At 64.5% G+C, this 17439-nt stretch carries 19 protein-coding genes; 11 read left to right on the top strand and 8 right to left on the bottom strand.

Annotated elements, in window-relative coordinates:
• Positions 1-7 precede the first annotated feature (7 nt).
• Positions 8-2815 (top strand): N-6 DNA methylase, encoded by a 2808-nt coding sequence (locus FJ414_RS20070; protein ID WP_140646079.1) that lies wholly within the window; start codon positions 8-10, stop codon positions 2813-2815.
• A gap of 2 nt (positions 2816-2817) precedes the next feature.
• Positions 2818-3396, top strand: a complete 579-nt coding sequence (locus tag FJ414_RS20065; protein WP_140646078.1) for an RES family NAD+ phosphorylase — start codon at positions 2818-2820, stop codon at positions 3394-3396.
• 186 nt (positions 3397-3582) lie between these two features.
• On the opposite strand, the gene FJ414_RS20060 is transcribed toward FJ414_RS20065, so the two are convergent.
• The 6 genes from FJ414_RS20060 to hemC all read right to left on the bottom strand — a co-directional run bounded on the left by FJ414_RS20060 (position 3583) and on the right by hemC (position 9618).
• Positions 3583-4299, bottom strand: coding sequence for a glutamine amidotransferase (locus FJ414_RS20060; RefSeq protein ID WP_140646077.1), 717 nt, complete (start codon positions 4297-4299; stop codon positions 3583-3585).
• Between the two features lie 18 nt (positions 4300-4317).
• Entirely contained in the window at positions 4318-4797 is a 480-nt protein-coding gene (locus FJ414_RS20055) for a TerB family tellurite resistance protein (RefSeq protein ID WP_140646076.1), read from the bottom strand.
• A 33-nt stretch (positions 4798-4830) separates the two neighbouring features.
• A complete protein-coding gene (locus tag FJ414_RS20050) occupies positions 4831-6399 on the bottom strand; it encodes a heme biosynthesis protein HemY (RefSeq protein WP_140646075.1) in 1569 nt (522 codons plus the stop codon).
• Positions 6400-6409: 10 nt separating this feature from the next.
• A complete protein-coding gene (locus FJ414_RS20045) occupies positions 6410-7873 on the bottom strand; it encodes a COG4223 family protein (RefSeq protein WP_140646074.1) in 1464 nt (487 codons plus the stop codon).
• A gap of 106 nt (positions 7874-7979) precedes the next feature.
• Entirely contained in the window at positions 7980-8693 is a 714-nt protein-coding gene (locus tag FJ414_RS20040) for a uroporphyrinogen-III synthase (protein WP_140646073.1), read from the bottom strand.
• 1 nt (position 8694) lies between these two features.
• Positions 8695-9618, bottom strand: a complete 924-nt coding sequence (gene hemC / locus FJ414_RS20035; RefSeq protein ID WP_140646072.1) for a hydroxymethylbilane synthase — start codon at positions 9616-9618, stop codon at positions 8695-8697.
• 211 nt (positions 9619-9829) lie between these two features.
• On the opposite strand from hemC, the gene tsaD reads away from it, so the two are divergent.
• The 6 genes from tsaD (at position 9830) to FJ414_RS20005 (ending at position 13889) form a co-directional block, all read left to right on the top strand.
• Positions 9830-10918 (top strand): tRNA (adenosine(37)-N6)-threonylcarbamoyltransferase complex transferase subunit TsaD, encoded by a 1089-nt coding sequence (tsaD, locus tag FJ414_RS20030; protein WP_140646071.1) that lies wholly within the window; start codon positions 9830-9832, stop codon positions 10916-10918.
• Positions 10915-11931, top strand: coding sequence for an NAD(P)H-dependent glycerol-3-phosphate dehydrogenase (locus FJ414_RS20025; RefSeq protein ID WP_140646070.1), 1017 nt, complete (start codon positions 10915-10917; stop codon positions 11929-11931). Before tsaD ends, FJ414_RS20025 begins: the two co-directional genes overlap by 4 nt.
• Positions 11932-11948: 17 nt before the next feature.
• Positions 11949-12245, top strand: a complete 297-nt coding sequence (locus FJ414_RS20020) for a YciI-like protein (protein ID WP_140646069.1) — start codon at positions 11949-11951, stop codon at positions 12243-12245.
• 89 nt (positions 12246-12334) lie between these two features.
• The gene (locus FJ414_RS20015; RefSeq protein WP_140646068.1) at positions 12335-12760 is read left to right on the top strand and encodes an EVE domain-containing protein; all 426 of its coding nucleotides are present in this window, start codon (positions 12335-12337) and stop codon (positions 12758-12760) included.
• Positions 12757-13413, top strand: a complete 657-nt coding sequence (locus FJ414_RS20010; RefSeq protein WP_140646067.1) for a methyltransferase — start codon at positions 12757-12759, stop codon at positions 13411-13413. The genes FJ414_RS20015 and FJ414_RS20010 overlap by 4 nt, the downstream gene beginning before the upstream one ends.
• 50 nt (positions 13414-13463) lie before the next feature.
• Entirely contained in the window at positions 13464-13889 is a 426-nt protein-coding gene (locus FJ414_RS20005; RefSeq protein ID WP_140646066.1) for a DUF1761 domain-containing protein, read from the top strand.
• Positions 13890-13899: 10 nt separating this feature from the next.
• On the opposite strand, the gene gcvA is transcribed toward FJ414_RS20005, so the two are convergent.
• Positions 13900-14820, bottom strand: coding sequence for a transcriptional regulator GcvA (gene gcvA, locus FJ414_RS20000; protein ID WP_140646065.1), 921 nt, complete (start codon positions 14818-14820; stop codon positions 13900-13902).
• A gap of 130 nt (positions 14821-14950) precedes the next feature.
• On the opposite strand from gcvA, the gene FJ414_RS19995 reads away from it, so the two are divergent.
• On the top strand, positions 14951-15211 hold the full coding sequence (locus FJ414_RS19995) for a hypothetical protein (protein ID WP_140646064.1): 261 nt from the start codon (positions 14951-14953) through the stop codon (positions 15209-15211).
• A 100-nt stretch (positions 15212-15311) separates the two neighbouring features.
• Here FJ414_RS19995 and FJ414_RS19990 read toward each other — a convergent pair whose 3' ends face one another.
• Positions 15312-15908 (bottom strand): L,D-transpeptidase, encoded by a 597-nt coding sequence (locus FJ414_RS19990; RefSeq protein WP_140646063.1) that lies wholly within the window; start codon positions 15906-15908, stop codon positions 15312-15314.
• 84 nt (positions 15909-15992) lie between these two features.
• On the opposite strand from FJ414_RS19990, the gene FJ414_RS19985 reads away from it, so the two are divergent.
• Both FJ414_RS19985 and FJ414_RS19980 read left to right on the top strand, forming a co-directional pair.
• Positions 15993-16676, top strand: coding sequence for a response regulator transcription factor (locus FJ414_RS19985; RefSeq protein WP_040991447.1), 684 nt, complete (start codon positions 15993-15995; stop codon positions 16674-16676).
• A gap of 242 nt (positions 16677-16918) precedes the next feature.
• Positions 16919-17374: a cyclic nucleotide-binding domain-containing protein gene (locus FJ414_RS19980; RefSeq protein WP_140646062.1), complete on the top strand. Its 456-nt coding sequence runs from the start codon at positions 16919-16921 to the stop codon at positions 17372-17374.
• Positions 17375-17439: the final 65 nt, after the last annotated feature.

Here is a 17439-nt window from a genome sequence, read left to right as displayed (position 1 = left end):
CACGCCGATGAATTTGATCGACATTATCGAACGTGAGTCCGTCAAGCTCGGCTATCGCGACGAGACCTTGCGGCGGAACTATGCGTTCAGCAACATTTGGGGTGAGGGCGATACGACCTGTTCCGTACCGCTCGCCGCGTTTACGCAGACTCCGCCTTCTTACCGCTCCGCCGCTTTTGCAGTGATCGAGGCAACGCCTGAGGCGGCGTCCGAAGTTATCCACGGATATCGCGCTTTAGGTGCTCCAGTGTTCTTGGCGATTGAGCCTGAGCAGATTTCAGCCTGGCAAGTCTACGCCAACAAACCTCCGCACAAGTTCGCCGAATTTGAGTTTGATGCGATCCCGCATTTCTTTGCTGGAAGACGCGAAAGTTGGGCACCCGACCGCATACATCGTGCCAAATCCATTGGCCATATCGAACCCAAGGCGCAGCTAGACTTCGTCGACTTGGGTCTGATGCCGGCAATCGCCGGCGAAATTCATGTAAAGCTCGACCGGCTGATCCGTGAGGCTGTCGCCGACACGCGTGAATTCAATGGCGACGATGCTATCCGCATCTTCTTCCGCGGCGTATTCCGCCTGCTCGCCGCGAAGATTCTAATGGACCGCCAGCACGTACGCGCCAAAAATTGGAACGCTGATGACGTCCGATCGGTGCTCAACGCGATGGATGACTTCTACGATCTCGGCAATGTGTCGCAGGCGTGGCCGCCATCGGCGATCGCCGCACTCGCACCAGTGTGGGCGATATTCCGCTCGGGATTTAACGTTGCCAATATTTCTGCTGATGACCTTGCCTACGTCTATGAATCTACGCTTGTCACCGATAAGGCGCGGGCGGAGTTTGGCACGCATAGCACGCCGCGGCATGTCGCCGATTATATCGTCGGCCGACTAAGGTTATGGGAATTCGGCATAACGCCTCCCCGGGTGGTCGAGCCATTTACCGGCGCGGGTGTATTTCTTGGATCCGCACTCCGCTTCATGCGCGATTCGCTGCCCGCCGATTGGCATGACAAGCGGCGCCATGATCTTCTGGTTAAGCATATCGGCGGCGCTGAGATTGACCCGTTTGCGGCCGAGGTAGCCAAGCTGTCGCTGATTCTGGCTGACTATCCCAATGCGAACGGCTGGAAGATCGATGAGGCCGATCTATTCAAAGTAGATGTGCTTCGTAAGTGTCTCGACGGCGCGCGCGTAGTGCTTTGCAACCCTCCTTTCGAAGCGTTTACCAAGGAAGAAGCGCAGGCTTATCCCGAAGCAGTCAAGATCAGCCGATCGAAGGCGGTTTATGCACTCGAGATGACGTTGCGCGCCGAACCCGACATGCTTGGGTTCGTGCTACCCAACACGGTGCTAGTCGATCGGCGATATCAGAGCCAACGCGTCGCGCTCGAACGGCTGTATCGCGAGGTCGAACTTGTGGCGCTACCCGATGGCATCTTCAATGTGTCGCAGGCAAACAGCGCACTGGTGATTGCCCGTAAGGCGTTGACCAGAAGCGATCAGATTGTCCGCTCCGCGGTGGTCTTCGACGGTGATAAGAAGGCATTTGCGGCAACGGGTCTGCCGTCGCTGGAACGGGAGCGCTCTCAACCACTGGCGGACACGCCATCTGGTAAACTGTGGGTTTATCCTTCGCAAGAGTTGTGGGACCGCTTCCACAACCTACCGAAGCTCGGATCGGTAGTAAAAGGAAGCTGGGGTCTCAGGTGGCATTCTGGACAGCGAGCACGGACCAGCGACTTGCCCGGCTTAGATCGGGAACTAGGCTATCAAGACAGCACGAGTGTTCACCAATATCTGCTCGAAAACGCCCGATGGATGGATGTACGACCCGCCCAAATACTAGCTGGTGGCAATCTGGCTTGGGACGAACCCAAAATCCTATGCAACGCGACACGCCTCAGCCGCGGCTATTGGCGGCTGGCGGCAGCGGTCGACCGCCTAGGGCGCCGCGCGACCCAACAGTTCTTGGGTCTGTGGCCGCGGACGGGCGTCAAGGTCGATCTCGATGCTCTGGCCGCAGTCATCAATGGACCGGTGATCAATGCCTTCCTGACAGAGCATTCATTCGACAAGAGGTTTCGGATCGGTAAGCTTGAGGAGGCACCGATCCCGGCCAAATTGCCATCTAAGCTGGGCGAACTGAGTAGGGCCTACGCCGCGGACGCGGCACGCGGTTCCGATCCGGAGAAGCTCGCCGACAAACTCGCGGCAATCGACGCACTGGTTCTTGATGCCTACGGCCTTGTTGGCGCGGATCGGGCGGCGCTGCTGTCGCGGATGGGCGATGATCGTCCAGTGATTGGCAGAACGTCACGCAGGCGACGAATAAAGCATGAGCGTGATGGTCATGACCATACGCTGGGCTTGTTCACATCCGAAAACATCGAACATGACGAGGGAGAGGGGCTAGGTCCGATCGTCTCACGCGCCATCGGCGAGCACAGACTGGAAGAAGCTACCGTTTCCATTCCTTTAAGTGAATGGGCAGGCGAGGTGTTTGATGCCGCAACCCTCGAAGGAAGGTTAGCGCTATCGCCAAACGAACTGGAGCGCTGGGTAGCGGAGGGAATGGTTATCGTCCTGAGAGGCAACTTGGGTGACCTTGTATATCCTTTGGAGCAGTTCACAAAGGGCAAACCGACACCAGGCATGCGCTCGGTCGTCGAGAGTGTGGGCAAACCGAATGTGGCCTGGCTTTGGTTGCGGACGCCTCGGCCAGCGACCGATGAACCGGCTCCGATAGCATTGCTGAAGGCAGGCGCTATTGATCGTGTCCTGGACTTGGCTAAGCGCGACTTCGGCTGACCATGATCGTGGGGGAAGGACTGCTCGCAAGCCAGACCAAGACTTTCGAGTTTTCGAGTTATGTCCGAATAATCCCGTCATTCTTTCAAGCGACGCCGCTCGGGTATGCGGCAGGAGTTTCACGGTTCGGCGGTACCAAGAAGAATTTTGCGGTTTTGTATGCCGCCCGTAATCTTGCGACTGCGCTCGCCGAGACGGTTGTGCGTGATCGATATGAGAGTATCGAAGACCGGCGCCTCTTCATTTCGGAACTCGCCGATCGCTCTGCGGTGCAGCTCGACACGATCCAGCCCCTGCGAGTAGTGGACTTGCGCAAGGGTGGCTGTCTCAAGCTTGGCGTGTCGACCGATATCGCCGGGGCCAAATGCTTCAATGAAGCGCAGCAGTTCGCGGATCTCGTCTATAAGGACGCGACGATCGACGGCATACTCTATGCCTCCCGGCTTGCCGGCGAGAACTGCATCGCAGTATTCGATCGCGCAATCACCTCACATCTCGCAGAGAGGTGTATCGCACCGCTTACTCAGCTGGGCCAGATTGGCACCGCGTTGAAAAAGTTAAACGTCAAATTGGTTCGATAGTCGGCCAGCAGTGGTGGGCGAAAAGGGACGAGAGACATACCCTCCAAGTTACTTCTAAGGAAAATAGTTCTCTGTTGAAGCAGAGTTTTTGTCCGTCAACTAGTCGTTGCACCCTCCCCGGCGTGCTCGCTCTTGGGCATAGTATCTTAGGATAAGGGTCCGCCATCCAGCGCAATCAGTTTTACTTTATCCCACGGCCGGCCGGCCAAAAATCAACGCCAAAAACTCGCCCAGCCAGCGCTTGAGGTGCATGTCCCAGATCAGCCTGCCGCCGAGATGGTCGCGGCCGGGCTGCGCGCCGGGCAATTCGAAGCGATGCGCGCCGCGCACCACCCAGCGCTGCATCATCACCCGAGTCAGCTCGCCGTGGAACTGTATGCCCCAGGCATTCTCGCCATAGCGGAAGGCCTGGTTGGGATAGGTCTCCGCCGTCGCCAGCAGCGTCGCTTCCTTCGGCAGCGAAAAGCCTTCGCGGTGGAACTGGTAGACCATCTCCGGCCAGTGCAGCAGTTTCTTGCCGGCGTCGGTCGCCTTCAGCGGATACCAGCCGATCTCGACCAGGCCCTCGCCATGGCCCTCGACCTTGCCGCCGAGATGGTTGGCGAGCATCTGCGCGCCGAGGCAGATGCCGAGGAACGGCCGGTTCTCCTTGAGCGGGATTTGCAGCCAGTCCGTCTCGCGGCGGACGAACTCGTCCTCGTCATTGGCGCTCATCGGCCCGCCGAACACCACAGCGCCGGCATGATCGTCCAGCGTGCAGGGCAGCCCATCGCCGAGCGGCGGCCTGCGGATGTCGAGATCGAAGCCTTCTTCCAGGAGCATGTGGCCGACGCGGCCGGGGCTCGAATTCTCCTGATGCAGCACGATCAGGATTCTTGGTCTCGGCCTCGGTCTTGATGGCATGGAAGGCGAAGGGTCCTGTTATTCGTCGCTCGATTTGCCCCGCGCGCCGGGCGCCTCGGCCGCCGCTTTTTGGCGCGCCTCGATGCGGTCATGGCGCTCGACGCCGATCAGCTCGGCGACCCGCCAGACCGTGTTGTCCTCGAGCTCGTGCAGCTCGCCGTCGGCATAGACGATTTCCCACATCAGGCCGATGAAGGCCTTGCGCGCCTCGGCGTCGAGATCGCGCTTGAGCACGCTGGTGAAGGCGTAGAGGTCGATCGCCTCATTGTCGGCGCGCTCGCCGGCCGCGGCCAGCGCGTCGAGCTCCTCGCCGCTCACCGAATAGGTCTCGGCCAGGATCTCCTTGAAGCGCTCCCATTCAACGTCCTGGCGCACGCCGTCGGCGTTCATCACATGGTAGAGCAGCGCCGAGGCCGCGACGCGCGGATCGTCGGCGCTCGGCCTGGCATGGCCGGTAGCCGGCAGATCTCTCAGGAAGGACAACACACGCTCGAACATCGACATCTTTTCCCTACCCGCCAAAGCCCGGCCTCAAAACAAACGAAACCGGCGCGGCGATTTTTCCGCTTCTTCTTCCGGCGCGACACCTGGATCGTCCGGCAAAGGCGGTAATTGCGAACCCCGTCCGGTAGTTTCAGCTTCGCTGACGGCTTCCGCAACGGCCGCGTCCCTCTCGCCGCCATTCGCCGGCACCGGCTTCTCGGCGGGCGCGTCGGCAACAATATCGATTGCCTTTTCAGCGGGTGCGGCGGGCGGCGCGGCGGTGATCGCCGGCACGGCAACATCCGCGTCGCTGTCGATCAGCTGGCCAAGCCGCTCCATCGGCGCGCGCCAGGTGAAGGCATCGAGCTTGCCGGTGACCGGCGACACCGGCGCCCAGCGCTCGGAGATGACGCCGTCCGCCACCCAGGCCGGATCGCGCGGCGCGCGCACGGCCTTCGACAGCAGTTGCCGCACCTTGCCCTGGTCGCCGGTCTCGGCTTCCTCGATATCGGCGAGCAGCAGATAGGCGCCCTCGCGGCGATCCATGCGGATCGCGGCCTCCGCCTCGCGCCGCGCGGTGGCGAAATCCTGCGCGTCGAGCGCCGCCCGCGCCACGGTCATGGACGACTCGGCGTGATTCTTCTTCAATTCCTGCAGTTTCTTCGCCCGGTTGAGGCGGTCGAGCACGGCATCGCCCGGCCTGGCATGGGTGTAGAGCTCGGCGATATCCGGATGCGGCTCGGCCTTCCACGCGGCCTCCAGTATCTTGGAGCCCTTGCGCACGTCGTTTTGCCGGATAACCAGATCGGCGGCGATCACCGCCGCCGGCGCGAAATCCGGCGCCAGCTTGTTGGCTTCGAGCGCCGCGGTGCGGGCCGCGTTCGGATCGCTGTCGACCAGCGCCTGCGCCTTGGCGGTGAGCAGCACGGCGCGGCGGCGGTTGGCCGCGTCGCGCTCGATCTGCCTTGTCGATTTCTGCGCCTCGACCAGCTTCAGCGCGCCGTCCCAGTCGCCGCGTTCGGTCAGCTCCTCGAGCGTCGATTCCGCCGCCCAGGCAAGCTGCGGCGCAACCGCCGCCGCACGGCCGGCATAGTGGCGCGCGGCATTGCGGTCGCCGAGGCGTTCGGCCTCGAGATAGAGCCCCCGCAGGCCGAGCAGCCGCATCTCGGGATCGTCGAGCATACGCTCGAATTTTTCCCGCGCGCCTTTATGGTCGCCTTCGAGCAGCGAGGCCTGGGCGTCGAGCAGATTGATCAGCGGCTCCTGATCGGAGTTGATCAGCTTCACCGCCTCCTTGGTCTTCTTGCGCGCCAGCGCGCCGTCGCCGGCGCCGGCGGCGATCATGCCCGTCGACAGCGCCTGGTAGCCGCGGTCGCGGCGGCGCACCCGGAAATAGCGCGAGATCGTGTAGGGGCTGTTCCACAGCGACTTGATCAGCCACCAGACGATCATCACCGCGGCGACCACGGCGACGATCGCCACCGCCGCCACCATCAGCGTGATCTGGTACTGGTAGCCGTTGAAGGTGACGATCATGTCGCCTGGGCGATCGGCCAGCCAGGCGAAGCCCAGTCCCAGCGCGAAGACGACGGCGAGGAAGACGAGAAGGCGGATCATCTTGTCGTCCTCACGCCTTCGTCGCGCCGGCAATCAACGCTTCGAGCTGCTTTTCGACCTCCAGCCGCGCCTTCAGTTTGCCGGCAAAATCGGCGCCGGCCGCTTTCGCTGCGTCGGGCAGCGTATCGTATTCGCCGAGCGCCTTGGCGTAGTCGCCCTGGTTGACCGCCACTTCCATGCGGGCCACGGTTTCCGGCGCCCCCTTGCCTTCGATAGTCCCCACCGGCCGTATCTTGACCAGCGATTCCGCGCTCGACACCAGGCTCTGGAAGAAGCCGGCATTCTGGTCGACCGGTGTCGCCGCCTCGACCATGGCATTGGCGGCCGCATCGGCCTCCGACGCGATGGTGGCGCGGGTCGGCACGCCCTTTTCGGCATAGGAGCGCAGCGCCGCGAGCTCCGGCGCATCCGGCGCGATCGCCGCGAAGGTGTCGAGCTCGGTCGCGAATGGCGCGCCGCGATCGAGCGCCGACTTCAGCGCCGAGGCCGCGATCGCCAGCGCGATCTTGGGCTGCGAGGCCTGCGCCTCGACCTTGCCGGAAAGCTGCGACACCGACTGTTCCAGCGCCGCGACCCGGCCGTCCTCGGCCTTGGCCGCGTCGCCGGTCGATTTCACCAGCGCGTCGAGCCCGGCGATCTTCTCGTTGAGCGGCCCGAGATCGACGGGTGCCACGCTGCCGTTCTTCTGCAGGCCGGCGACGATCGTCTCGATCTGGCCGACCTTGTCGCCGAGCGCCTTGAGCGCGGCGCCGTCGCCGCTCTGTCCGGCCGAGGATTTCAGCGCCGCCACATCGGCCTTGACCTGGTCGAGCGCCGATGAAAGGCCGTCGACCTTGGCCGACGCACCCGTGTCGCCGCTTTCCTTCAGCGCCGTGATCTCGCTCTTCAGCGAAGCGATCTCGCCATTGACGCCATCGAGGGATCCGCCGCCCGAGCCTGGCGCGCCAAGCATGCCGACCGCCTGCAGCAGGCCGGCGCCGGCAAGCGCGATCACGCCGCCGATGACGCCCGCGGCGATGGCGTTGACGCCGGTTTTGCGCGAAGGCTGCGGCACGCGATCCTCGCTCCGTGTCTCGCTTGGCTTCGCTGTGGAGGCGCCGGCGCCGGACGCGGAGGCGTCCTCAAAATTATACTCGAAGCCCTTGGACTGGCTCTTCGACGCATCGGAACCGCCGGGGTACGGCGCCTCCGGCTCGTCCTTGCCGGCCTCGGACCTGTCGGCGGCCGCCTGCGCGGCGTCGCTATGCTCCCACGGCTCGATATCGGCCTGCTCGGCATGGATCGGCTCTTCCGGCGCCTCCGGCTGCGAAGCGGCGGCGGCCTCTTGCGCCTTCGCCTCGTCGGTCTGCGCGGCCTCGGCCTCGGCCTTGGCGGCATCCTCGTCGGTGATTCGCGAGACGGCGCCGGGCTCGAGTTCGATGGTCACCGGCTCGCGCCGGGTCTTCGAATGTCGCATCTTCGGCGTCTTGACCATGCTTGGGCTCCGCAAAATGGCTTGAGGATGGATCAATGGGTCCAGAGCGTCAGGATGCTCTAGCACATCACCAAGCGGTGAAAAGGGGGCGGTGTGATGACGCGGCTCAGCCGGGCAGCGACAAAAGCGCCAGCAGCGCATCTTCCTCGGGCTTGGATGCGATGCGGATCGGTTGACGGACGATCCCCTGCAGCGGCTCGGCGACACGCGCCGAAAGCGCTAAAAATTCTGTTTTTCCAAAGAGATGCTGCAGGGCTGGCCGCGTTGCCAGGTCGACCAGCGCGGCACTGGCCTTGGCCGAATAGAGTAGCGCCGCCTCGACCGGATGGCGCGACAGGCGAGCGACCACGTCGGCATCGCCATAGTCGATCCCTGTCGTGTCGTAGGTCTCGATCGCCTGGACATGCACGCTCGCCGCCGCCAGCCGCTGCTCGAATACCGGGAAGCGGACGCGGCCGCACAGATAAACGATTGCCTTGCCGGCAAGGCCGCCGGCGATGGCGTCGGCCAGCGCTTCGGCGTCACCCGGACCTTCCGTGACGGAGAGGAACCCCACTGCGCGGCAGGCTTCGGCCGTCCTTTTGCCAACCGCGTGGCAAGGCAGGCTCGCAAGCGCCGAGATCAGCGCCCCGGGCGCATGCCGCACCGCATTGGCGCTGGTGACGACGACCGCGACGGCATCGCCGCCGATGGTCGCCTCGGCCGGCAATGTCCTCGTCTCGGTCAATGGCAGCAGGATCGGCAGGAATCCCAAGGTTTCGAGGCGTCGTGCCGTGCGCGACGCGCCAGGCTCCGGCCTCGTCACCAGGACGCGGACCATGTCAGGCCCAGCCGTCGAAGAATTTAGCACCGGCCCTGGCGCGAACCGTCCGCGCGGCGTCCAGGCCGATCTCCGCCGCGTCCGCGGCCTCGCCTTCCAGCCGGACCTCGTGCGATTCCGTGCCGTCGGGCGAGATGATCAGCCCGGCGAAGGACAATTTCTCGCCCAAGACCGTCGCGTGGCCGGCGATCGGCGTGCGGCACGAGCCGTCGAGCGCGGCGAGGAAGGCGCGCTCGCAGGACAGCGCCTGGCCGGTCGGCACGTGATGGATCGCCGCCAGCATTCTCTCGACGTCGCGGTCGCCGATGCGGGTTTCGATGCCGATCGCGCCTTGCCCCGGCGCCGGCGGGAAAGCCTCCAGCGGCATCAGGTCGGTGACGACATGTTCGAGCCCGAGCCGCTTCAGCCCGGCATAGGCCAGGATGGTGCCCTCGGCGACGCCTTCGTCCAGCTTGCGCAGCCGCGTCTGCACATTGCCGCGGAAGATCACCACCTCGAAATCCGGCCGCATGCGGCGAAGCAGCGCCTGGCGGCGAAGCGACGACGATCCGACGATCGCGCCATGCGGCAGGTCGGCGATCCGTTTCACCTTCTTGCCGATGAAGGCGTCGCGGGCGTCCTCGCGCGGCAGGAAGGTGACAAGCTCCAATCCGTCGGGCAGCACCGTCGGCATGTCCTTCGACGAATGCACGGCGATGTCGATGCGGCCGTCAAGCAGCGCTTCCTCGATTTCCTTGGTGAACAGGCCCTTGCCGCCGGCCTCCGACAGCGGCCGATCCTGGATGCGGTCGCCGCTGGTCGAGATCGGCATTACTTCGAATGCCTGCTCGGGCAGCCCATGCGCCTGCATCAGCCGCGCCCGCGTCTCATGCGCCTGGGCGAGCGCCAGCGGGCTTCCGCGTGTTCCGATTTTCAAAGTTTGCATGGCGCGCGGTCCGTGATAACCCCCGAGTGAACTCGAGGTCTGCCGAGATTCAAGGTCAGGCCGAGCCGAAAACGGTGGGTTTCGAGAATCGGAGCGGAGCGTACTTTTGGGTACGTGAGCACCGGAAGCGCAGAAACCCGCCATTTGCAGGCCGGCATCACCTGAATATCGACAGACCTCCGACGACACAATCTTTGTGGACAGCGACCAATTGATCCGCGTTCTGGGCATTGAGACGAGTTGCGACGAGACAGCGGCCAGTGTGGTGGCGCTGGACGGCGGCTCCGCGCCCGAAATCCTGTCCAACATCGTGCTCAGCCAGATCGAGGAGCACGCGGCCTTCGGCGGCGTCGTGCCCGAGATTGCCGCGCGCGCCCATGTCGAGGCGCTGGACGGCATCATCGAGGCAGCACTTGCCGACTCGTCGGTCTCGCTCGACGAGGTCGACGCGATTGCCGCGACGGCGGGGCCGGGTCTGGTCGGTGGGCTGATCGTCGGCTTGATGACCGCCAAGGCGATCGCCGCAGCCGCCAACAAGCCGCTGATCGCCATCAACCACCTCGAAGGCCACGCGCTGACGGCGCGGCTGACCGACGGTCTCGACTTCCCCTACCTTCTCCTGCTCGTCTCCGGCGGCCACACCCAGATCGTCGCGGTGCGCGGCGTCGGCGATTACCAGCGCTGGGCGACGACCATCGACGATGCGCTCGGCGAAGCGTTCGACAAGACGGCCAAGATGCTCGGGCTGCCCTATCCCGGCGGGCCGAATGTTGAGAAGGCCGCGGCCAGCGGCGATGCGGGCCGCTTCGCCTTCCCACGCCCGATGAAGGGCTCGGCGCAGCCGGATTTCTCCTTCTCGGGCCTGAAGACGGCGGTGCGCCAGGCGGCGACCGCTATCGCGCCGCTGAGCGACCAGGACGTCGCCGATATCTGCGCCTCTTTCCAGGCGGCTGTGGCCGACGCATTGGGCGACCGCGTGGCGCGCGCGCTTGCCCGCTTCCGCCAGGAATTCCCCGGCCAGGCAAAGCCGGCGCTGGTCGTCGCCGGCGGCGTCGCCGCCAACCGCACCATCAAGGCAACGCTTGAAGCGCTTTGTTCGCAAGCCGGCTTCGCCTTCGTCGCGCCGCCGCAAAAGCTCTGCACCGACAATGCGGCGATGATCGCCTGGGCCGGCATCGAGCGGCTGCGCGCCGGCATCGCCGACGAAAACACCGCCGATTTCGTACCGCGTTCGCGCTGGCCGCTGGACAGCGTTTCCATGCCCCTGGTCGGCTCGGGCCGACGCGGGGCCAAGGCATGACAGCGAAGAGAACGAGCGGCAAGCAATCAGGCAGCTGGCGCGTTGCGGTGCTGGGCGGCGGCGCCTGGGGCACGGCGCTGGCGCTGGCCATGCTGCGCGCCGGCCATGACGTCCGGCTCTATGCGCGCGACGCCGAAACCGTGGCCGCCGTCGCCCGCGGCGAGAACCCGCGCTACCTGCCCGGCATCCGGATCGCGCCGGGCATCGCCGCCACCAGCAATATGGCCGGGGCGCTTGACGGCGCCGACTGCGTGCTCGCCGTGACGCCGGCGCAGTCGCTGCGCGCGGTCCTGGCCGATGCGCGCAACCACGTCCCCGCAGGCGTGCCGCTGGTGCTTTGCGCCAAGGGCATCGAGCGCGACACCGGCGCGCTGCTGTCGGCGATCGTCGCTGAAAGCCTGCCGGGCAATCCGGTCGCGGCACTGTCCGGCCCGAGCTTCGCCAGCGATGTCGCGCGCGGCCTGCCGACGGCAGTCGTGGTTGCCGCTCGCGAGCGCGATCTTGCAGCGGAGCTCGCCGCGCGCTTCTCGGCGGAGAACCTGCGCTGCTATTCCAGCGACGACCTGATCGGCGTCGAGATCGGCGGCGCGCTGAAGAACGTCTTTGCCATTGCCGCCGGCGCCGTCACCGGCGCCGGGCTTGGGGCCAGCGCCCAGGCCGCCATGGTGACGCGTGGCTTCGTCGAATTGCGCCGCATCGGTGCCGCCTTCGGCGCCAGGCCCGAGACGCTGATGGGGCTTTCCGGCCTCGGCGACCTGTTGCTCACCTGTTCGTCATCGCAGTCGCGCAACTTCGCCTATGGCCTGGCGCTGGGCCAGGACAACCCGCTTGCCGGCCTGCCGCTGGCCGAAGGCGTGCCGACGGCGGGCATTGCCGCCCGAATCGCCGCCGAGCGCGGCATCGAGGCCCCGATCATCTCCGCCGTCGCCGCCATCCTCGACGGCAAGGTGACCATTGGCCAGGCGGTGACCGCGCTGATGACACGCCCGCTCAAGACCGAAACCGACATCTGAACCATCGGAGTTGAAAAATGCTGTTTGCGTTGATTTGCAAGGACAAGCCCGGCAGCCTGCAGCTGCGCGTCGACACGCGGCCGGCGCATGCGGCTTTCCTGGAAGGCCTGATCAGCGAAGGCAAGCTTGCCTTTGCCGGTCCCTTCCTCGACGCCGACGGCAAGCCGGACGGCAGCCTGGTGATGATCGATGCGCCGGACATGGCTGGGGCCCAAGCGCTCGCCGCCGCCGACCCCTACGCCAAGGCCGGCCTGTTCGAAAGCGTCCACATCCGTCCGTGGAACTGGGTCTTCCAGAAGCCTGCCGACGCGTGATCGTTTCGCGGCTCTCGTCGCGGCGACGGCGAGAGAGTAAGCATAGACGGGAACGCCATGCGTGGCGGCAAAGCGATGGGACAAGAAATATGAACTACTGGCTGTTCAAGTCCGAACCTTCGGTCTTTTCCTTCGATGCGCTGAAGGCCAAGGGCAAGGCCGGCACGCAGTGGGACGGCGTGCGCAACTACGCCGCCCGCAACAACATGAAGGCGATGCAGATCGGCGATCTCGGCTTCTTCTATCATTCCAATGAGGGGCTCGACATCGTCGGCATCGCCGAGGTCTGCGCGCTGGCCCATCCCGACACCACGACCGACGATCCGCGCTGGGAATGCGTCGACATCCGCGCTTACAAGGACGTGCCGAAGCCGGTGACGCTGGAACAGGTCAAGGCCAATCCCAAGCTCGCCGAGATGGCGCTGGTTCGGCTCGGCCGGCTTTCCGTTCAGCCGGTGACGCCGGCCGAATGGAAAGAGGTCTGCCGCATGGCCGAGCTCAACCCGGCGCCGTGACGAAGCTCACGCCGAAGAGCGCGAGAAAATTCATCCTCGACAACACGGCGCTGATGGCGCCGCCGCATGTGCCGGAAGTGTTTTTGCATCTCGCCGACAAGGCGCATGATCTGTGGCTGCGCACCGAGGAGGAGCTGGCCGAGATCGGCCTGCCGCCGCCTTTCTGGGCCTTTGCCTGGGCCGGCGGCCAGGGTCTCGCCCGCTATGTGCTCGACAATCCCGGAACGGTGCGCGGCAAACGGGTGCTCGACTTCGCTTCCGGTTCCGGCCTCGTCGCCATCGCGGCGATGAAAGCCGGCGCGGCAAAGGTGATCGCCGCCGACATCGATCCGTTTTGCGAGACGGCGATCGCGCTCAACCTCGAAGCCAACGCCGTCGAAGCGCAATTCCTCGGTACGAATTGTGTCGGCTCCGACGATGGCTGGGACGTCGTGCTTGCCGGCGACGTCTTCTACGACAAGGCTTTCGCCGACAGCTTGCTGCCCTGGTTCGCGCGCCTGCGGGCGCGCGGCACCGATATCCTCATCGGCGATCCGGGTCGCGCCTATCTCCCCAGGATCGGGTTGGAATCACTGGCCGTTTACCAAGTTCCTGTGACGCGCGTGCTGGAGGACGCCGAGGTCAAGCGCACGACTGTCTGGCGCCTTGCTTGACGGAATGGCCGAACAAGCGTTCCATCGCCTATCGACTTGGAGGGGAAAGCATGGATTTTTCGGTCGTGAACTGGCTGGCGGTGATCGCCGCCGCTGTCGTGGCATGGTTGTTCGGCGCCGCCTGGTACATGGGCTTGAGCAAGCCCTGGCTGAAGGCGGCCAAGCTCGACCCCGCGACCATGAAACGCTCGGCCGTTCCCTTCATCGTCAGCTTCGTCGCCGAGCTCATCATGGCGCTTGTCCTGACACTGGTGGTGGGCGCGATAACCGGCGGCGAACCCAACCCGATCGCGGGGCTGCTGTTCGGCTTCGTGCTCTGGCTCGGCTTCATCGCCACCACGCTCACCGTCAACCACCGCTACGAGGGCTTCGGCTGGGCCCTGACACTGATCGATGCCGGCCACTGGCTGGGCGTGATGTTGATCATCGGCGCCGTCATCGGCTGGTTCGGCGCGCCCGCCGCCCCCGCGGGCTGACCATAATAGTCTATGTCGGCGTCCTCGCCGCTTCCTCGGTAAGCCATTCGCGGAAGGCGGCGATGCGCGCGTCGTCCTTCGCGGCCTCGGGGTAGACCAGGAAATAGGCGAAGTCCGGCGCGACCTTGATGCCGAGCTCGAAAGGGCGCACCAGCCGCCCTTGCGAAAGGTCGTTTGCCACCATGGCGAAATCGGCCAGCGCCACCGCGTTGCCGTCGAGCGCCGCCTGCGTGGCATCCGTCGAGGACCTGAACACCAGCGTGCGGCTGTCGTCGAAATCGTCGACGCCGGCCGCCTGCATCCACATGCGCCAGTTCGGCCATGTCACCCCCTGCCGCGACCATTCGATATGCGCAAGCGTATGGTTGAAGAGATCGCGCGGCTCCTTCAGCGGCGGACCAGAAGCAAGGAGTGCCGGGCTGCACACCGGGATGATGATATTTTCGAACAGCCGGTGCGCGGTGAGCCCCGGATATCTGCCGGTGCCGAAGCGGATGCCGACATCGACGTCGTCAAGGTCGAAATCCCGTACATCGTAGGTGATGTCGAAACGCAGCTCGACGCCCGGCTTCTGCTTGCGGAAATCGTCGACCCGCCGCATCAGCCATTTCGTCGCGAATTGGGCGTCGAGCGTCACCTTCAGCAGCGCCGTGCCGCGCGTCATCTTGCGGGCGCGGCTGACGGCGCGGTTGAGCAGGTCGAGCGCATCGACCGAGGCCTCCAGAAGCACGTTGCCTGCCTCGGTCAGCCGGATGGTGCGGCTGGTGCGCGTGAACAGCACCAGATCGAGCTGATCCTCGATTTCCTTGATCTGGTGGCTGACCGCCGCCGGGGTCAGGCCGAGCTCGTCGGCGGCGCGGGTGAAGTTGAGATGCCTGGCGGCCGCTTCGAACGTCCGCAGCGCACGCGTTCCGGGCAGCAGCTTGGACATGAGATCTCCAAATAAAACTTGATGATCGAAAAAGAACTACTCGTTTCTCGTTTGTTTTTCAATCCGGCATGATGGCTTCATCGAAACACTATCAAACCGGATTTGATATCCGGAGAACACGGATAGAGCCATGTCTGAGATCGCCCTGAAGTCCTGCACCTCCCTGGAACGCCCCTCCGGCCTCACCCTTTGGCTGCGTTCGGCACGCGATTGGCTGCGCCAGGCCCGGGTCGCCGCCCGGCTGCCGCACGAGTCGGTCGAAGACCTCTCCAGCAGCCAGTTGCGCGACATCGGCGCCGGGCGCCGGGATGTGGCAAAGGCGATGGACCGGGAGCTTCGTGAAATCGGCCTGCTCGGCACGGGCTGGCAGAAACCGGGAAAGAGGCAGTAGGGATAGGCAGTAGGCAATAGAAAGAGAGCCCTACTGCCTACTGCCTACTGCCTACTGCCTACTGCCTACTGCCTACTGCCTACTGCCTACTGCCTACTGCCTATCTAACTACCCGCACCACCGTCCTGTCCGACAGCAACGGAAGCAGCCTCGCCATGGTCCGCGCCGTCACAGCCACGCAGCCTTGCGTCGGCGTGAAGCCGGGCCGGGCCAGATGGAAGAAGATCGCGCTGCCGCGGCCGCGCCGGCGTGGCGCGATGTTCCAGTCGAGCACCAGGCAGACATCGTAGAGCCGGTCGTCGCGCCGCATCCGCTCATGGCTCGCGCCATAGGGGATCTTCACCGGCCGGTTGTAATTGCGGTCGTCCGGCACCTCGCACCAGCCGAGATCCGGACCGATCGGCGCCATCGGCAGCCTCGTCCTGCGCCCGCCCGCGAAATGATCGCCCCGAAAATAGCCTGACAGGATGCGCATCGACGCCAACGGCGTCGCGCCGTCCCCTTCATGCTTGTTGGCGGTGATGCCGCCGCGCCCCAAAGCGCAGGGAAACACCGTTTTGCCGGCCTGCAGGAACCCCTGCGCCGGATTGCCGGGCCGTGCGCGCACGACCAAAACACGCAAGGCTTTCGGCAAAAATGCGGCCGCCTCATTGCGCGCGCGTTTTTTCTTGTATGATTGTCTCACGGAACAAATCACTGTGATCGGCTGTTGCGCCGGTGAGCTTCCGCATAAATGGGGGGAGGTCAACTGAATATTCTTTTTAAAACAACGGATTGATCCATGACATCACGCACCATCCTGATCGTCGATGATGACGACGACCTGCGCGCCACCCTGGTCGAGCAACTGGCGCTCTACGAAGAATTCGACGTCCAGCAGGAATCGACCGCCGCAAAAGGCGTTGCCGCGGCGCGCGGCGGCGTCGTCGACCTGCTCATCATGGATGTTGGCCTGCCCGACATGGATGGCCGCGAGGCGGTGAAAATCCTGCGCAAGGGCGGCTACAAGGCGCCGATCATCATGCTGACTGGCCATGACACCGATTCCGACACGATTCTGGGTCTCGAGGCCGGCGCCAACGATTATGTGACCAAGCCTTTCCGCTTCGCCGTGCTGTTAGCCCGCATCCGCGCCCAGCTTCGCCAGCATGAGCAGAGCGAGGACGCGACCTTCTCCGTCGGCCCCTATACGTTCAAGCCCAGCCAGAAGCTGCTGATCGATCCGCGCGGCGCCAAGGTGCGGCTGACCGAGAAGGAAGCCTCGATCATCAAGTATCTCTACCGCGCCGACCAGAAAGTGGTGACGCGCGACGTCCTGTTGGAAGAGGTCTGGGGCTACAATTCCGGCGTCACCACGCACACGCTGGAGACCCATGTCTACCGGTTGCGCCAGAAGATCGAGCGCGATCCTTCCAATGCCGAAATTCTTGTGACAGAAAGCGGCGGCTACAAGCTGGTTCCTTAAACATTCATGATCTAGAGCAATTCCAGGAAAAGTGTGAGGCGGTTTTCCGTCCGGAATTGCGCCGAAACAAACGGAATGAGCGGTCGGGGCGGGACCGCTCGGGTGCGATCCTGGTGCTGGAGGGTGATGGATCGGCTCGTTGCACGCATCGCACGATGCACGGTGGAGCGTTTCTCGCGCGCCCAGGAGGGCGCGCCGCTCCAAAGGAGGGATTGGACTGACCGCTCGGGGACACAGCTAGGATGGCGCTGGATGACGACATCCAAATCCTGTCCAGCGTGAAGCTTTTCCAGGGCTTCACGCAGGAACAGCTGCGCCTGCTCGCCTTCGGCGCCGAGACCACCGTGCTCCAGGCCGATCATAAGCTCTACCGCGAGGACGACGTCGCCGACTCTGCCTACATTGTGGTCAGCGGCTTGATCGCACTCTATCGGGAGCTGGGCGGTGAACGCGTCCCGATCGGTACGGCAGGCCCGGGCACCATGCTGAGCGAACTGGCGCTGATCGCCGACACCAACCGGCTGACCAGCGCCTCCGCTGCGGTCGATTCGGAAGTGATCCGGCTGAGCCGCAAGATGTTCCGCCGCATCCTGGAGGAGTATCCGGACCTCGCCGTGCAACTGCACGCGCGCATCCTGGAGGAATTCCAGCAGATGATCGCCCGCATCGAGGAATTGGCGCCGCGGTTTACGGGTTAGCGGTAGGCGTCGGCCAGAGAGCGCCTTCGTCATTCTAGGGTCTGCGCGCGTCGCTTCGCTCCTTG

The sequence above is a fragment of the Mesorhizobium sp. B3-1-6 genome (assembly GCF_006439555.1).
GTDB lineage: Bacteria > Pseudomonadota > Alphaproteobacteria > Rhizobiales > Rhizobiaceae > Mesorhizobium.
This window is presented reverse-complemented; position numbering and strand designations above follow the sequence as displayed.